Source organism: Paenibacillus sp. FSL H7-0943 (assembly GCF_037963265.1).
Lineage (GTDB): Bacteria > Bacillota > Bacilli > Paenibacillales > Paenibacillaceae > Paenibacillus_AQ > Paenibacillus_AQ odorifer.
In genome coordinates this window covers 5,106,861-5,122,456 of the sequence record NZ_CP150148.1, presented here as the reverse complement: position 1 = coordinate 5,122,456, position 15,596 = coordinate 5,106,861, and the positions used below count along the sequence as shown (strand labels likewise).

General features: G+C 45.2%; 9 protein-coding genes. 8 read left to right on the top strand and 1 reads right to left on the bottom strand.

Features of this window, described 5'->3' with window-relative positions; genetic code table 11:
* The first annotated feature begins 89 nt into the window (after positions 1–89).
* The 3 genes from uxuA (at position 90) to NSQ55_RS22425 (ending at position 3,337) form a co-directional block, all read left to right on the top strand.
* A complete protein-coding gene (gene uxuA / locus NSQ55_RS22435; RefSeq protein WP_076128893.1) occupies positions 90–1,166 on the top strand; it encodes a mannonate dehydratase in 1,077 nt (358 codons plus the stop codon).
* A complete protein-coding gene (locus tag NSQ55_RS22430; RefSeq protein ID WP_339169208.1) occupies positions 1,167–2,774 on the top strand; it encodes a mannitol dehydrogenase family protein in 1,608 nt (535 codons plus the stop codon).
* A gap of 350 nt (positions 2,775–3,124) precedes the next feature.
* Positions 3,125–3,337 carry a hypothetical protein gene (locus tag NSQ55_RS22425; protein ID WP_339169206.1) on the top strand — a complete coding sequence of 71 codons (213 nt, stop codon included), beginning with the start codon at positions 3,125–3,127 and terminating at the stop codon, positions 3,335–3,337.
* 678 nt (positions 3,338–4,015) lie between these two features.
* Here the strand turns inward: NSQ55_RS22425 and NSQ55_RS22420 are convergent.
* Positions 4,016–4,852, bottom strand: coding sequence for a DNA-binding protein (locus NSQ55_RS22420; RefSeq protein ID WP_339169203.1), 837 nt, complete (start codon positions 4,850–4,852; stop codon positions 4,016–4,018).
* A gap of 371 nt (positions 4,853–5,223) precedes the next feature.
* On the opposite strand from NSQ55_RS22420, the gene NSQ55_RS22415 reads away from it, so the two are divergent.
* The 5 genes from NSQ55_RS22415 to NSQ55_RS22395 all read left to right on the top strand — a co-directional run bounded on the left by NSQ55_RS22415 (position 5,224) and on the right by NSQ55_RS22395 (position 15,571).
* Complete coding sequence (locus NSQ55_RS22415) at positions 5,224–9,138, top strand: X2-like carbohydrate binding domain-containing protein (protein WP_339174578.1); 3,915 nt, start codon at positions 5,224–5,226, stop codon at positions 9,136–9,138.
* A gap of 337 nt (positions 9,139–9,475) precedes the next feature.
* Positions 9,476–11,686, top strand: a complete 2,211-nt coding sequence (locus NSQ55_RS22410; protein ID WP_081383363.1) for a helix-turn-helix domain-containing protein — start codon at positions 9,476–9,478, stop codon at positions 11,684–11,686.
* Positions 11,687–11,958: 272 nt separating this feature from the next.
* Positions 11,959–12,891, top strand: a complete 933-nt coding sequence (locus NSQ55_RS22405) for an ABC transporter permease subunit (RefSeq protein WP_248548341.1) — start codon at positions 11,959–11,961, stop codon at positions 12,889–12,891.
* A gap of 15 nt (positions 12,892–12,906) precedes the next feature.
* Positions 12,907–13,809: a carbohydrate ABC transporter permease gene (locus NSQ55_RS22400; RefSeq protein WP_036683268.1), complete on the top strand. Its 903-nt coding sequence runs from the start codon at positions 12,907–12,909 to the stop codon at positions 13,807–13,809.
* A 136-nt stretch (positions 13,810–13,945) separates the two neighbouring features.
* A complete protein-coding gene (locus NSQ55_RS22395; protein ID WP_248548610.1) occupies positions 13,946–15,571 on the top strand; it encodes an extracellular solute-binding protein in 1,626 nt (541 codons plus the stop codon).
* Positions 15,572–15,596 lie beyond the last annotated feature (25 nt).

The following is a 15,596-nucleotide window of genomic DNA, read 5'->3' as shown; positions in this document are numbered from 1 at the left end:
TGTGATTGACAAAGAATTGTTCTTATTCTATGATCAAGTAAATCTTGTATACAAGATAGATGAAAACGAATTCACAGGAGGGTTTATCAATGAACATGACGTGGAGATGGTATGGCGAGGGCAATGACAATATCACGCTGGATCATATTCGGCAGATTCCGGGTGTTATGGGGATTGTCTGGTCTTTGCATGAGAAAGTAGCCGGAGAAGTGTGGGAAATGGAACGGATCCAAGAAGTGGCGGATCAAATCACCAGCAAGGGTTTCAGCACGGCTGTAGTAGAAAGCGTCAACGTTCATGATGATATCAAAATCGGCTTGCCGACCCGTGATAAATATATCGATATTTATATCGACACCATTCGTAAACTCGCCAAGGTTGGCGTTAAGGTGATCTGCTATAATTTTATGCCTGTTTTCGATTGGACCCGCACAGAGCTGTATAAAGAGTTGCCTGATGGCTCGAATGCTCTCTTTTATGAAAAGGCTGCCATTACCGATAATCCGCGTGAGATGGTGGACCGGATTCTGAAAGGAGCTGGAAAGTTCACGATGCCGGGCTGGGAGCCGGAGCGGCTGGCAAAGCTGGATGAGCTGTTTGCGGCTTATGCGGATGTGACGGAAGATAAACTGTTCGACAACCTCCAGTATTTCCTGGAACGCATTATTCCAGTATGCGAGGAAGTGGACATCAAGATGGCTATCCATCCGGATGATCCGGCTTGGCCGATCTTTGGACTGCCGCGTATTATCCGCAATCGGGATATGATCCGCCGCTTTCTGGATTTGGTGGACAGCCCGTACAACGGTTTGACGTTCTGCACAGGGTCACTCGGCACGAATCCGGATAACGATCTGCCAGCGATGATCCGCGAGTTCCATGATCGTATTCATTTTGCCCATATCCGCAATGTGAAGGTATTTGAGAACGGTGATTTCATTGAGGTGTCGCACCGTGGGCGTGACGGAAGCGTTGATGTGGCCGAGGTGGTCAAAGCCTATCATGAGAACGGATACATTGGTTATGTGCGTCCGGATCACGGGCGGCATCTGTGGGGGGAAGAGAAGAACTGCCGACCGGGTTATGGCTTGTATGATAGAGCTATGGGCATCATGTATTTGCTTGGTGTTTGGGATAGCTTGGATAATGTCAAGGAGGCAAAATAAATGCTGCATCTGACCAGAAGCAGTATCCAAGGGGAAAAAGCATGGAAAGCTGCTGGAGTGGAGCTTCCACAGTTCGACTATGAGCAGGTAGCAAACAATACACAGCTTAAACCGGAATGGATTCATTTCGGTGCAGGTAATATTTTCAGGGGATTCGTGGCAAATGCTCATCAGAAGCTGCTGGATAGCAGAAAGTCGGATACAGGTATTATTGCGGTGGAAACCTTTGATTTCGAAATGATTGATAAAGTCTACAAGCCCTACGACAATCTGACCCTTTTAGTGCTGATGAATGCTCGTGGTGATTTTCAGAAAAGAGTAGTCAGCAGTATTGTGGAGGGAATCGCAGCGGACAAAAACCGAGAAGCGGAGTACCGTAGATTGATCGAGGTGTTCGAGAATCCCAGCCTGCAAATGGCCAGCTTCACCATCACGGAGAAGGGATACTCGTTGACGGATCCGCACGATAAATATTTTGGCATTGTGGAAAAGGATATTGTGAGCGGACCGGAGCATCCTGTTCATGTCATGAGCATTGTAGCTTCGCTTGCTTATCGAAGATATCTGAAAGGCCAATATCCGATGACCTTTGTCAGCATGGACAACTGCTCACACAATGGCGACAAGCTGAAGAACGGTGTTGTGTCCATCGCTAAGGAATGGGCCCAAAGAGGACTTGTTATAGAAGACTTCGTGCGTTATCTGGAAGATGAACGAGTAATAACCTTTCCATTGTCCATGATCGATAAAATCACACCACGTCCTTCGGAGAGTGTACAGGCAGCGCTTCTGGAACAGGGAATTGGTGATATGGATGTGATCATTACCTCCAAAAACACATATACCGCTCCTTTCGTAAATGCTGAGATCAGCGAATATCTTGTAGTGGAGGATAACTTTACGAACGGACGTCCACCACTAGAGGAAGCCGGAATTATTTTTACGGACCGGGAGACAGTCAACAAGGTGGAGACGATGAAAGTAACGACCTGCCTTAATCCGCTGCATACGGCGCTTGCTGTTTCCGGTTGTCTGCTTGGCTACACCTTGATCGCGGATGAGATGAAGGACGATACTTTGCGGAGGTTTGTGGAGATAATCGGTTACAAAGAAGGTCTGCCCGTCGTAGTGGATCCGGGGATTCTCAGTCCAAAGCAGTTCCTGGACGAAGTCCTTACGGAGCGTTTTGCCAATCCATTTATCCCCGATACTCCGCAGCGGATTGCTACAGACACTTCGCAGAAGGTAGGTATACGGTTTGGTGAAACTATTAAATCCTATATTCGACGGGAGGATCTCGATCCAGCGCAGCTAACGGCGATTCCACTGGCTATTGCTGTATGGTGTCGTTACTTACTTGGAGTGAATGATGCTGGAGAGGTCTTCACATTGAGTTCAGATCCGTTACTAGAAACACTGCAAGGTTACCTGCAAGGAGTTTCACTTGGAGACCAAACCGCAAGTGTGCGCCCCATTCTTGAAGATGAGCGACTTTTTGGGGTTCCGTTGTACGAGATTGGTCTTGGCGATAAGATTGAGCTTATGTTCCAGGAAATGATGGCAGGTCCAGGAGCGGTACGGAGAACATTAGACAACTATTTAAAGTGAAAGCTAGGCAGTTAAGTAGATTTGTTTTATTATAGAAGAAAATAAAGCGAAAAAAGTCCCGAGGCAATCAATCGGGGCTTTTTTTTGTATGATTTTAAAAAATCCAAACAAAGTGTGAAAAGAATCTTATGTAAAATGAGAAGGACGAAAGTTAAACTAAACACATGACGAATAACCGGTGTTCGTCAACTGAGCGACGAATTTTGAGGGGGTTCAACACCATGTTGTGGGGCGGGCAGAAAGGCCGGCTGGAGTGGAAGTGGCGAAAAGAACGGTATAAATCCCGCAGAATGCAGCTGATTGGGTGAATACGGAGAAATCTACGGGATAAATGCTTTAGAATGCAGCGGATGGAGCAGATGTGGAGAAATGAACAGGATAAATCCCGCAGAATGCAGCTGATCGAGCGGATGTGGCGAAATGAACGGGATAAATCCCGCAGAATGCAGCTGATCGAGCGAATGTGGCGAAAAGAACGGTATAAATCCCGCAGAATGCAGCTGATCGAGCGAATACGGAGAAATCTACAGTATAAATCCCGCAGAATGTACCGGATCGAGTGAAGGTGGCGAAATGAGCGGTATAAATCCCGTAGAATGTACCGGATCGGGCGAATACGGTGAAATGAACGGTATAAATCCCGCAGAATGCAGCTGATCGAGCGAATACGGAGAAATCTACAGTATAAATCCCGCAGAATGTAGCTGATCGAGTGAAGGTGGTGAAAAGAGAGGCATAAATGCCTTAGAATGTGGCGGATCGAGCGAATGCAGGGAAAAGAGAGGCAAAAATGCCCTAGAATGTGGCGAATCGAGCGAATGTGGGGAAAAGAGAGGCGTAAATGCCCTAGAATATGGCGGATCGAGCGAATGTCACCAGATCGAGCATATACGGTGAAATAAACGGGATAAATCCCGCAGAATGCAGCTGATCGAGCGAATGTGGCGAAATGAGCGGTATAAATCCCGTAGAATGTACCGGATCGGGCGAATACGGTGAAATAAACGGTATAAATCCCGTAGAATGTACCGGATCGGGCGAATACGGTGAAATGAACGGTATAAATCCCGCAGAATGCAGCTGATCGAGCGAATGTGGCGAAATCTACGGTATAAATCCCGCAGAATGCACCGTATGGACCGGGACCAATACACCCTAAAGGAGTGATTCCCCCCATTAACCGGAGAACCACTCCTTTTTTATAACCAACTTTATAATCCAATCAACGATCTCCGTGATGCTTAACTGTGTATTTTGCTGAACTCGATTCGCGAGCTGAAGGACCTGGTAAACTCTTTTTCGATTATTGTTTTCATGATATTGTGATGCACTTTGAGTTGTGATTGATCGGCGTGGTCTCTAAGGAGTTCAAAGAGCGCTGCTGATTTTTTGAAGCCTGTATCATCGTCTAGCTTGATGCTTAATAACAAGATTTCTAGAATAGTGTTGATTGTATCGTACATATTCTCTTGTTTATAGTAATACATCGCCAGCAAATAAATGTAATCCTCATGGTATTTGATATTCACAATAGTCTCATGTTCTCCTATGTCATCAACATTGATTTTGAATTCCTTCAGAATCCAATCAACGGAATAATCATGTATTATCGAAGATTCTAAGATGGTAATGAGTCCCGGCAATAATTCTTCATCATCACTTTTTCTAATAAACTCAACGTATTTATGTAGCACTCCCATTTTGCCTTCCAGCAGATCGATAACGTATGAATTGGCTTTTGCTATATTGCGGTAATATTCGACTTCATAAATGGCCTCTTCATCTAAACCTACTATCCAGCCCAGGTCAGCATACTTCTGAATACATAGTTTTGCCTCGTCATACTTACCGGACTTTTGTAGTGCTATACCTTTTGCGCATGAGCTATATCCAAAATAATAGGGGATACTCCGCTTCAGTTTAGTACCTCTTATGAGGTTACTATTGTTTTCATATATGATGGAAATTTGTTCGTGTAGCTTGTCTGCAATTTCAATCATGGCATCCCAATTCTCAAATGAAAATGATGCCTTAAGCATCTGAATCAAGGAATCCACATTCAACTCTTCCAAATCCAACTTCAATCCTATCTCCCTTTCTAGAGCATATCATGCATCGATTAAGATAATTGTATTTCATTTCTAAATTATTCATTTATTTTACATTAAATCATGTGATTTCCATCACGTTACATAAGGTCAAAAGGGTCTTTATTAATAATTTTCAAAATACATCCAGCTCACATTATCTTCCTTAAGTTTCTAGTGTTGGAGGAATAATGTTTGTTCCGTTGTTCATTTGTCCCCTTGTTTTTGGGTTATTTGTACGTAAAATGCGGAAATGTACCTATCGTGGAACTCGTTCTTCCTTTATGATCATCCCGTAAAGAAAGCGCTATCAAAGAAATTTTAACCACATTTCATGAGGGGGTAAGGATGATTTGAAGCGAATGGGAAAAAAGCTGGGAATGAGCCTGTTGGTATTTATAATTGCAGCAGCGCAGTTCGGTTTCACAGGAACGCAGGGCAATGTGGCACTAGCAGCAGAGAAAAGTATGGCGCAAAAGCCGTATATGGGCTGGAGCAGTTACAGCATGCAGGTGTACGACGGTGCAGGTAACTGGACCTCGGCCGAAAGCATTAAGAAACAATCGGATGTTATGCATGAGAAGTTGCAAGCCCATGGATATGAATACATCAATATTGATGCGGGCTGGAATGGCGACATGGATGAATACGGCAGACCGATTCCAAGTGAGACCTTATATCCTAACGGATTTCAAGAGGTCATCGACTATGTTCATAATAATGGACAGAAAATTGGAATCTATATGATTCCGGGGGTATCCATCGATGCCTATAATCGGAATCTTGAGATTTACGGGACTGGTGGCCAATGCCGCATACAGGACATTACAGCCAAGCCGCTTACCATTATGGATTATTGGAATTCCTACACTTATAAAATTGATTTCACGAATCCATGTGCCCAGAAGTATGTGGATTCTATTGCCGATATGATTGGCGAGTGGGGCATTGATTTCGTCAAATTTGACAGCGTGACTCCTGGCTCGGGGATTGATAACTTGAGCCGTGATGCGCGCGGCGATGTTGAGGCATGGTCTAAGGCTTTTGACAGAAATAACATCTGGTTTGAGCTGTCCTGGGCGCTCGATCACAATTACGTGGATTTCTGGAAAAAGTATGCCAACGGTTGGCGAATTGACTGGGATGTGGAAGCTTACGATGGCAGTGGGCTGACAGCCTGGCCGAGTATTTCCCGCTTGTTCCCCAAAGCAGCACTTTGGTGGAGGGATGCAGGTCCTGGGGGTTGGAATGATTTTGATTCCCTGAACGTTGGTAACGGTTCTATGGATGGTCTGACCAAAGACGAGCGGAAATCCGCGATGACATTCTGGTCAATCTCTTCCGTACCACTGTATACAGGTAATGACATGACTAGGCTGGACAGCTATGGTCTAGAATTGCTTACCAATGATGAGGTAATTGCCGTAAATCAGGCAGGACGTCCAGGCCATCCAGTATCCATGGATACCCAGCAGCAGGTTTGGTATGCCAATAATGGAGATGGTACTTACAGCGTAGCTCTGTTCAATCTGGGCAGTCGGAGTGCGGAGGTGAAAGTCAAATGGAGTGATCTCGGCCTTGAAGGCCCGGCTTCCGTTCGCGATTTATGGAGTCACACTGAGCTGGGAGACTTTGAGAAGGAATTTAGCGGAGGGATACTTGAACCTCATGCGTCACGGATGCTTAAAGTTACAGCATTAGGTGGCACTTCTACAGTCAATGATGATGATACAGGTATGCGCTACAGCGGGGATTGGAAGCGTAATGGCGGCAAAGAACTGCTAGAAGGAAAGCAAGATTTGAGCATTACGATCAAGGATTCCTCGTCTGCTCCGTCGATGGCTTCACAATCGGATGTTACGTACTATGGGACTGACCCGTCTGAGAATTCGTCTGCTGCGAACAAGGCAACGGTCACCAATGTAGTTTACATTAATGATAATGACAGCGGCATTAAATATAATGGCGCATGGCAGGTAAACTCATCTCGAGGATTGGGTGATTATAGAGACGATGTGCATTATGCCGAGAAGAACGGGGATTCCTTTGAGTACACCTTTACGGGCACTGGCATTGACCTGCTGACCGAAAAGCATGAATCTCAGGGAGATATGATTATTACGCTGGACAATGAGGCTGCACAGACCGTTAGTGCTTATAAAACTGGATCAAGAGAGGTACAGCAAAATCTGTACAGTGTCTCAGGACTGGCTAACGGCTCTCACAGGCTTAAAGTGGTCAAAAGCTCAGGTGATTTTATGCTGCTTGACGCATTTAAGGTGACTACAGAAACTCCAGCAGGAGAACAGAATAGTACCATTACTCCGACATCTGCTCGATTCGACCAAGCAATAGAACAACAAGAGGATGTTACTGTCACTCTGAATTTGAATGGTAATACACTGAGCGGTATTGAAAATAATGGCGAGGCACTTTCGGAAGACGATTTTACGGTGACGAATGATAAATTGACCATTCATAAGCAATACCTTGCGCAGCAGCCGGCAGGCACAACCGACTTGATTTTCATTTTTAACACTGGTGATCCACAGACCCTGTCGATACAAATTAGTGATTCTACAGGCATTCGTTATGTGATGATTAATAACGATGATTCGACAGTTAAGTACAATGGCACTTGGAACCGCAGCAGTGGCAGAGGATTGGGTGACTATAAAGACGATGTGCAATATACGGAGCAGAATGGTGATTCTTTTGAATATACCTTCAGAGGAACGGGGATTCAGCTGTTCACAGAGGTAGATGAGTCACAGGGTGATATGGATATATATGTTGACGATCAATTTAAGGAAACCGTCAGTGCCTATCATCATGGACAAATGTCACTTCAGAACCTTTACAGCATTTCTGGCTTACCGGATGGAATGCACACGCTCAAGGTTGTGAAGAAATCAGGCAGATTTATGCTCCTGGATATGCTTAAGGTAGAAATTCCGAATATGATTAATCCGATCGCTGCCAGCTTTGATAAAGCTGCTTCCGCTCAGGAAGATATTGAGGTGACATTGCTGCAGCAAGCGGAAAGCTTTGCCGGTATTACTAACGGATTATATGATCTGGTTCTCGGGACTGATTATTCAGTAGCAGGTAACCGTGTTACACTGAATAAATCTTATCTTGCTGCACAGCCAGTGGGGACGCTGAACCTTAAGTTTACTGTGGAGGGAGATTATCTTAACGATGTTCACTCCACATCAGTGGACGGTGATTTCTTTGAATATACCTTCAAGGGTACCGGAATCAGCCTGATCACACCTATGGGTCCAGAGCAAGGTGATATGGATATTTATGTGGATGGACAACGGGTCCAAACCGTGAATGCGTATAGTCAGAGCCGCCTGACCCGTCAGGGAATTTATAGTATTTCGGGATTGGAGGGCGGGATACACACGCTTAAAGCTGTGAAGAAATCTGGTGATTTCATGCTGACGGATCAATTGAAATTCACAGTTTCAACGAGTCCTGCTGTATCTCCGACACCAACGCCAAGTCCGACACCGACATCAACTTTTACACCGACACCAACACCAACATCAACGGATTCGGGTGGCTCATACATTCCAGCTCAGCCATCTTCTACACCTGCCCTGACTCCGACGCCAACTCCGGCAACTGGAAATGAGGATGGATCTGCAGGGAATGGCGAGTCTAATCCGATCCGTCATACCGCATATATCAAAGGTTATCCGGGTGGGTTCTTCCAGCCGGAGCACGAAATTACGCGTGCTGAGATGGCAACGATTCTTGCCAATGTTGCTGAGAAGGGAGCTACTGGAGCAGGGGTTGTGTTCAGTGATGTGCCTTCTGGTTACTGGGGTGCTGATGCCATAACCAAAGCAGCGAAGATGGGACTAATGAAGGGTTACAGCGATGGCACCTTTAAACCTAATCAACCATTGACGCGTGCAGAAATGGCCAGTCTGGTGACCCTGCTTAGAACGGATTCGACGCAGAAGGGCTCCGGTTTCTCTGACATCAATGGACATTGGGCACAGGCGGCGATTTTGCAAGCCCAAGGTACGGGCATTTTGACTGGTTATAATGACGGGACTTTCCGTCCTAATGCCAAGCTTACTCGTGCCGAAGCTGTTGTGGTTATGAATAGGGCTTTGGGCAGAGGTCCTCTAACCAATGTAACAAATCCACAGTGGGCAGATGTTCCGGCAACGCATTGGGCCTTCGGCGACATTGAAGAAGCTTCGACGGATCATGTCTTTACATCTGGATCAGAGGCCAGAGATCAGAAGAAGAACTAATTGTCTAGCCAAAGCATTGAAGAAGGGGGGCCGTTACTGGCCCCTTTTTTCTAAATGACAGGAGGGCCACGCACTATAGATAAAATATCGGAATTGCCGATAAAAGGCAGTGATAACGGCGTAGATCGCTGTTTTTTTCCATTTCTGAAGAGGTGCAGAAGGGTGAAGTGAGTTCAAACCCTTGACTATGAAGCAAAATGTTTTAATCTATGGTAATGATAGCGCTATCGAAATGTCATATTGAGGGAGGCTAACTACGCTGAAATATTCCAATATCTTTCGTAAATTTCTAATCTCTTATGTGGTCATTTTGGTCATACCCAGCATTGGCGGGTACATGTCCTATCTAACCTCGATCTCCGTGACACAGTCCATCTCGATTGAGAATGGAGTCACTCAGCTTCAGAAAAGTCAGGAGATATTGGAGCGCCGTATGGCGGAGGTTGAAGGCTTTACCAGGCAATTGGCGGTCAACCAGGAGCTAAATGTTCTTATGAATGAAAGTGAAAATGAGACGAATGTGTATGGGATTTGGAAAACGATGCGGAATGTTTTGACCTTCGGCCAGACTAATGATTTTTTGCAAAACTATTATATTTACCTCGCCAACTATAATCTTATCCTAACCCCAGGTTCGACCTATCGTCCGGAGCATTACTATTCTAATTTCAACTATAAGGATCTTTCGTTACAGGATTGGAGAAAAGAAGTGCTTGAGACAACCCACCGCAGCGAGATCAAGCCACTTAGTGATTTTGTCAGCAGGGGGATGCAAACCTCGGTCATTACCTATATGCAGTCACTCCCCTTGGATAGCTTTAATGATTCCTCGCCGGCCGTCGCAGTAGTGATTATTGATGAAAAAAATATTTCCAGCCTGCTTTCAGGCCTGACCGAGCGATATGGGGGTTGGGTGCATATTAGTGATGCTAAAGGGAATACGATTGTTCTGCAAGGAAGTGATGAGCAGAAAATGGTCAAAATGCTCGACGATCCAGCTTTTGATAAGAACAAGGTCAGTCAGTTTTACAAGGATGATCTGGTGATTACTACCCGTTCCGATTCCAATGGCTGGGTGTATCAGACCGGGATTCCTCAAGATATTTTGATGGAGAATGCTAACAAAATCAAGAGAATCTCCATACAAATTACGGGAGGCACTCTAATTATCGGTTTGATTGCCGGACTGATATTAGCTTACCGTAACAGCGCGCCAATCAACCGTATGCTCAGTGTCATGAAGGAGCAATTCGGCAAAGAAGAAGCCTCGGAGAGAAATGAATTTGACTTTTTGAGCGGCAATATAGCCGATATGATTACCAAAAATAAGCTGCTCGAGTCCGAGCTTAACCGCCAGCTTCCTCTGGTCCGAGATGCCTTCCTGAAACGGCTGATTGCCGGTGAATTCAAAACGCGGGATGAAATTATCTCTGCCGCCAAACAGGCGGATATCAGCATGAATCAGAATACTGGCTACGTAGGAATTGTTCAGATTAACGGTTATGCGGGTATGGACAGTGTTGAAATTCTGAACGAGCTGAGTGCTTCCCGGCTGCTGCTGAAACAGACCTTGGCTGATCTTGGCGTGGATGTCTTGATGACGGATATGGGCTCTGATAAAGTTGTAACGCTGTTCTTTTCTAGGGAAGAAGGAGCTGACAAGGAACAGGAAGCAGCGAATATCACCCAGACGATGGAGGAGCTCGCTATAAATGTCTTTAATGAGTACCGCATTACCATTCTGGCGGGGTTCGGGGATCTATTCACAGAGGTAACAGAGGTTAGCCTTTCGTATGATCAATCGAAGCAGGCACTGGAATATGCTGTTTACATGAATAAAAAAGGGATTATCTGGAGCAGTGAAGCTCAAATTGAGAATACAACTTATTATTATCCGCTGGATTCGGAGCAACGGTTAATCAGCACGATTCGAGCCGGAGAGCTAGAGGAAGCCAAACGGATTGTGCGTGCGATTATTGTCCAGAATATGGAGCAGCGAGAATTATCCATCGAAATGAAGCACCAGCTTGTCGGGGAAATGAAGGGGACTTTTCTCAAGCTATTGGATCAAAAGGCATTTACCGAATATTCAGATATCGAGAGTGTCAAACGGCGGGTCATAGACATTGGCTCATCAGAGTCGCTTGAGACGATCCAGAACGAATTTTTTGACATTATGGAAGAGCTGTGCGGACTCATTGCGAATAAAAAGAAAGATATTCATATTCAAATCATCAAGCAGATTAAGGACTACACAGCAAAAAACTACTCGGATACGGAACTAACCCTCTACCGGGTGGCGGAACAGGTGGAGCGGCCGGAAAAATATATTTCCCAGCTGTTTAAAGAGGTCACGGGTGTTAATTTCTCCGACCATTTGATAAAAGTCAGAATGGATCAGGCCATCATCCTGCTCAAAGAGAGCGGATTAACGGTGGATGAGATTGCCGTTCGGGTGGGCTACAACAGTTCACATTCCTTCAGACGCGCATTCAAAAGGTTGATGGGTGTTTCCCCGAGTGCCTACAGACAATCTGTGGATGAATAAAAAAATATGCCATAACATAAGGCTGCACTGTCCACTTTGGACGATGCAGTCTTTTTTCTGATTTCAACCCTGCAATTCGGAAAAATGGCCGTTCTACTGCTATTTTGTGCTCCTCAGATAGGGCGATTTGTACGCTGAAGCACCCAAGTGTACCTTTCTTTTGGAGATAAAAGTCATCTATGATCAATCCGTAGAAAGCGCTATCACAAATCACAGACATCTGCTTAGGGGGAATTGTTCTGGAGAAAGAATTAGTATTACATCGCAAGTCGTTGCCGAAAAGCAAAGGCCCCGTATTCTTACAAAATGCTCGCAAAAGCATAAAAAAGCACTGGCAGTTACATCTGCTTGTGATTCCGCCTTTGCTGTTTTTTATCATCTTCAAGTATTATCCGATGCTGAACACTGTCCTAGCCTTTAAGGACTATAACGTCATAAAAGGGATATGGGGAAGTCCATGGGTCGGATTTAAAAACTTTCAGCTCTTCTTTGAGAATCCGCAGTTTTGGACACTGCTCAAGAATACTATTATGCTTAGTGGCTATCAGCTGCTGGCGGGTTTTCCAATCCCGATTATTCTTGCGCTCATGATTAATGAGGTACGGGGAGGAAGGTTTAAGAAATTCGTTCAGCTTGTATCGTTTGCCCCTTATTTCATCTCGACGGTTGTCATGGTGTCAATCGTTATGCTCTTTCTGGCCCCTCGGCTCGGTTTTGCCAACATTGCACTCAACTTCTTCGGACTGGATTCTATTAACTTCCTAGGTGAACCCGGCATGTTCCGTTCGATTTATGTGTGGTCTGATATTTGGCAGACAGCGGGCTACAGTGCAGTCGTATATTTGGCAGCGCTTGCAGGGATAGACCCAACACTTTATGAAGCTGCCAAAGTTGATGGAGCCTCGCGGTTTCAAAAAATCCGCCACGTCGATTTGCCAGGGATTGTGCCAACCATCGTTATCATTTTGATTCTGAATGTAGGGAATGTAATGGCGATTGGCTTTGAAAAAGTCTACCTGCTACAGAACCCGCTTAACCTCGTTAATTCTGAGATCATTGCCACCTATGTCTATCGGGTCGGCCTGTTGAATGCCAATTACAGCTTTGCAACTGCGGTGGGCCTGTTCAACTCCATCATCAACTTGGTTCTCTTATTTACAGTAAACGGTCTGGCGAAAAGAATCACTAAGAACAGCATCTGGTAGGAAAGGAGCTCATCTATGGCAGCAGCAGTTCAAAAAAAGATTAAAGAATCCGTCGGCGACAAAGCGTTCCTGATCACAATCTATATCGTGCTTACTCTTGTGGTAATCGCTGTACTTTATCCGCTTATTTTTATCATCAGCAGCTCAATCAGTAGTCCGGCAGCCGTGACCTCTGGTCGTGTCTGGCTCTGGCCTGTAGATATATCCTTCAAAGGTTTCAAAGTATTGCTGAATACGCCTGAGATTATCACTGGTTATGGAAACTCAATTTTCTACACCGCAGCGGGAACGCTGATTAGTATAACTTTAACGGTCATGATCGCTTACCCGCTGTCTCGAAAAGGTTTTTTCGGACGAAATACACTGATGATGATCATTACCTTCACCATGATCTTCAGTGGGGGGCTAATTCCCACCTATTTGGTAGTGAAGGAGATGCATCTGATCGATACTCGCTGGGCGCTGCTGATTCCGAACGCCATTTGGGTCTGGCAGGTCATTATTGCCCGCTCCTTCTTTCAATCCTCGATTCCGGAGGAGCTTTTGGAAGCTAGTGAAATCGACGGCTGTAGTGATATGAGATTCATCTGGAGCGTGGTACTCCCGTTATCCAAACCGATTCTCGCAGTGTTGGTGCTTATGTACGCGGTAGGTCAATGGAATGCCTATTTCGATGCGCTGATATATCTGAAATCAGCAGATTTGTTCCCCTTACAGCTTGTCCTGCGAAGCATCATCATTCAGAACAACAGCGCTGGTGGAGCCATGGACGTGGGGAAACTGGTCGAGAAACAACAGCTTTCCGAGCTGCTGAAGTATTCCTTAATTGTGATTGCCACTTTGCCGGTACTTGTTATCTATCCTTTCGTACAGCGTTATTTTGTACAGGGGATGCTTGTTGGTTCCGTCAAGGGTTGATCTTAGGAGTCTCTTTTTTGGAAAGGAGGTATGCCCGGAGTACACACTTAAGGTATCATCGTATCACCTGCTAAATTACAAAAGGGAGTGATAATATTTGAAGAAGCAAAGCTTGATTACTTTACTAATTCTGGTCATGGCATTTACGGTTGTAATTAGCGGATGTGCAAATAAAAATACAGATAACGCATCCAGCACGCAGCAGGGTTCTGGTTCGGGTTCGTCTGGCAAGCCGGTTGAGATCAGCGTGTTCTCAGTTCAGGAATCCGGCATCGACCTTCCGACCAATAAATTCACAAAACATGTAGAAGAGAAATTTAATTTCAAATTCAACTGGCAGATCAACCCATCGGATGGTGCTCAGGAAAAACGCCAGATCTCACTGGCGAGTGGTGACTATCCGGATGCTTACCTGCTTACTCACTATATTGATCAATTCTCACAGGCCGATCTACTGAAATACGGCAAGCAAGGTGTACTCATTCCTCTAAATGATCTGATTGATAAATATGCTCCAAATATTAAAGCAGCCATGGAAAAGAACTCTGACCTAAGAACGCTTAATACTGCACCTGATGGAAACATTTACGGACTTGTAGCTTATACAGAATGTTTCCACTGTTCCTATCCTAGCAAAATGTGGCTGAATACTGAGTGGATGAAAAAGCTTAACTTGGAGATGCCGAAGACCACTGAGGAATTCAAAAATGTACTGAAAGCCTTTAAAACGCAAGACCCGAACGGCAATGGCAAAGCGGATGAAGTGCCGCTAAGCGGTTCCATCGAGGAGTTCGGCGTACGGATCGTTCCTTTCTTGATGAACGCATTTGTTTATGATGATGATCGTAATTACCTGAACATGAAGGATGGAAAGGTGCAATCTGCTGCCATTACTCCGGAGTGGAAAGAAGGATTGACCTATATTAAATCCCTGTTTGACGAAGGTTTGATTGATCCGGGTGCCTTTACACAAAACGCGGAAGCTTTTAAGAAAATCGGTGAAAATGCTGATGCAGAAATTCTAGGCGCAGGTGCAGGTATGCACCCAGCGATCTTCGTAAACATCGACCCGGGGAATACCCGTTCAGCACATTACAACCCGCTGCCTCCGATTTCGGGACCTCAAGGAATTTCCTATGCGACTCATGATGGAGGCGGCGTAGTCCCGGGTGCAAAATTCGTGATCACAAACAAAGCAAGTGAAGAAGCACAAATTACACTGATCAAGATGGTGGATTATATGTTTACACCAGAAGGCCAAACGAATGGCGCAGCTGGCCTGAAGGGAACCGATTGGACAGATCCGGTCGAAGGCGATGTGGCGTTGGGGAAAGATGTTAAACCGATGATCAAACTAATTCCAGGTGAAGAAGGCGCAGCACCACGTAATGCAGGCTGGAGTGGTATGGCTCACTTCTATGAGCCTAAAGAATACCGTGATACTTACGTTCAAGGTACCGACATCTTTGCTTCTGATGGTTATGAACGTAGACTGTATGATGCGACTCTGCTATACGAAGGTCATGAGCCTAAAGAGTTATTCCCCATCTGGTCGATCTGGATTGATCCAAGTGAGATTGATGAAGCCAGCTTGCTGCAGACAAATTTGAAAAATTACATCGAACAAAATGAGCTGCAATTCATCACAGGCAACAAGGATCTGAACAAGGACTGGGACGCTTATGTAAAGGGATTGCAGAACTTGAAGCTTGACCGTTATCTCGAAATTTTACAAAAGGCTTATGATACTTCAAAAAAATAAATATTGAAATCAGAATCAGGTGCTG

Excerpts from the sequence above, each read along its gene's own strand:
- NSQ55_RS22430 (WP_339169208.1), top strand. The coding sequence starts at position 1,167 with ATGCTGCATCTGACCAGAAGCAGTATCCAAGGGGAAAAAGCATGGAAA.
- NSQ55_RS22415 (WP_339174578.1), top strand. The coding sequence starts at position 5,224 with ATGGGAAAAAAGCTGGGAATGAGCCTGTTGGTATTTATAATTGCAGCA.
- NSQ55_RS22395 (WP_248548610.1), top strand. The coding sequence starts at position 13,946 with ATGGCATTTACGGTTGTAATTAGCGGATGTGCAAATAAAAATACAGAT.
- NSQ55_RS22400 (WP_036683268.1), top strand. The coding sequence starts at position 12,907 with ATGGCAGCAGCAGTTCAAAAAAAGATTAAAGAATCCGTCGGCGACAAA.
- uxuA (WP_076128893.1), top strand. The coding sequence starts at position 90 with ATGAACATGACGTGGAGATGGTATGGCGAGGGCAATGACAATATCACG.
- NSQ55_RS22410 (WP_081383363.1), top strand. The coding sequence starts at position 9,476 with ATGTCCTATCTAACCTCGATCTCCGTGACACAGTCCATCTCGATTGAG.
- NSQ55_RS22425 (WP_339169206.1), top strand. The coding sequence starts at position 3,125 with ATGGAGCAGATGTGGAGAAATGAACAGGATAAATCCCGCAGAATGCAG.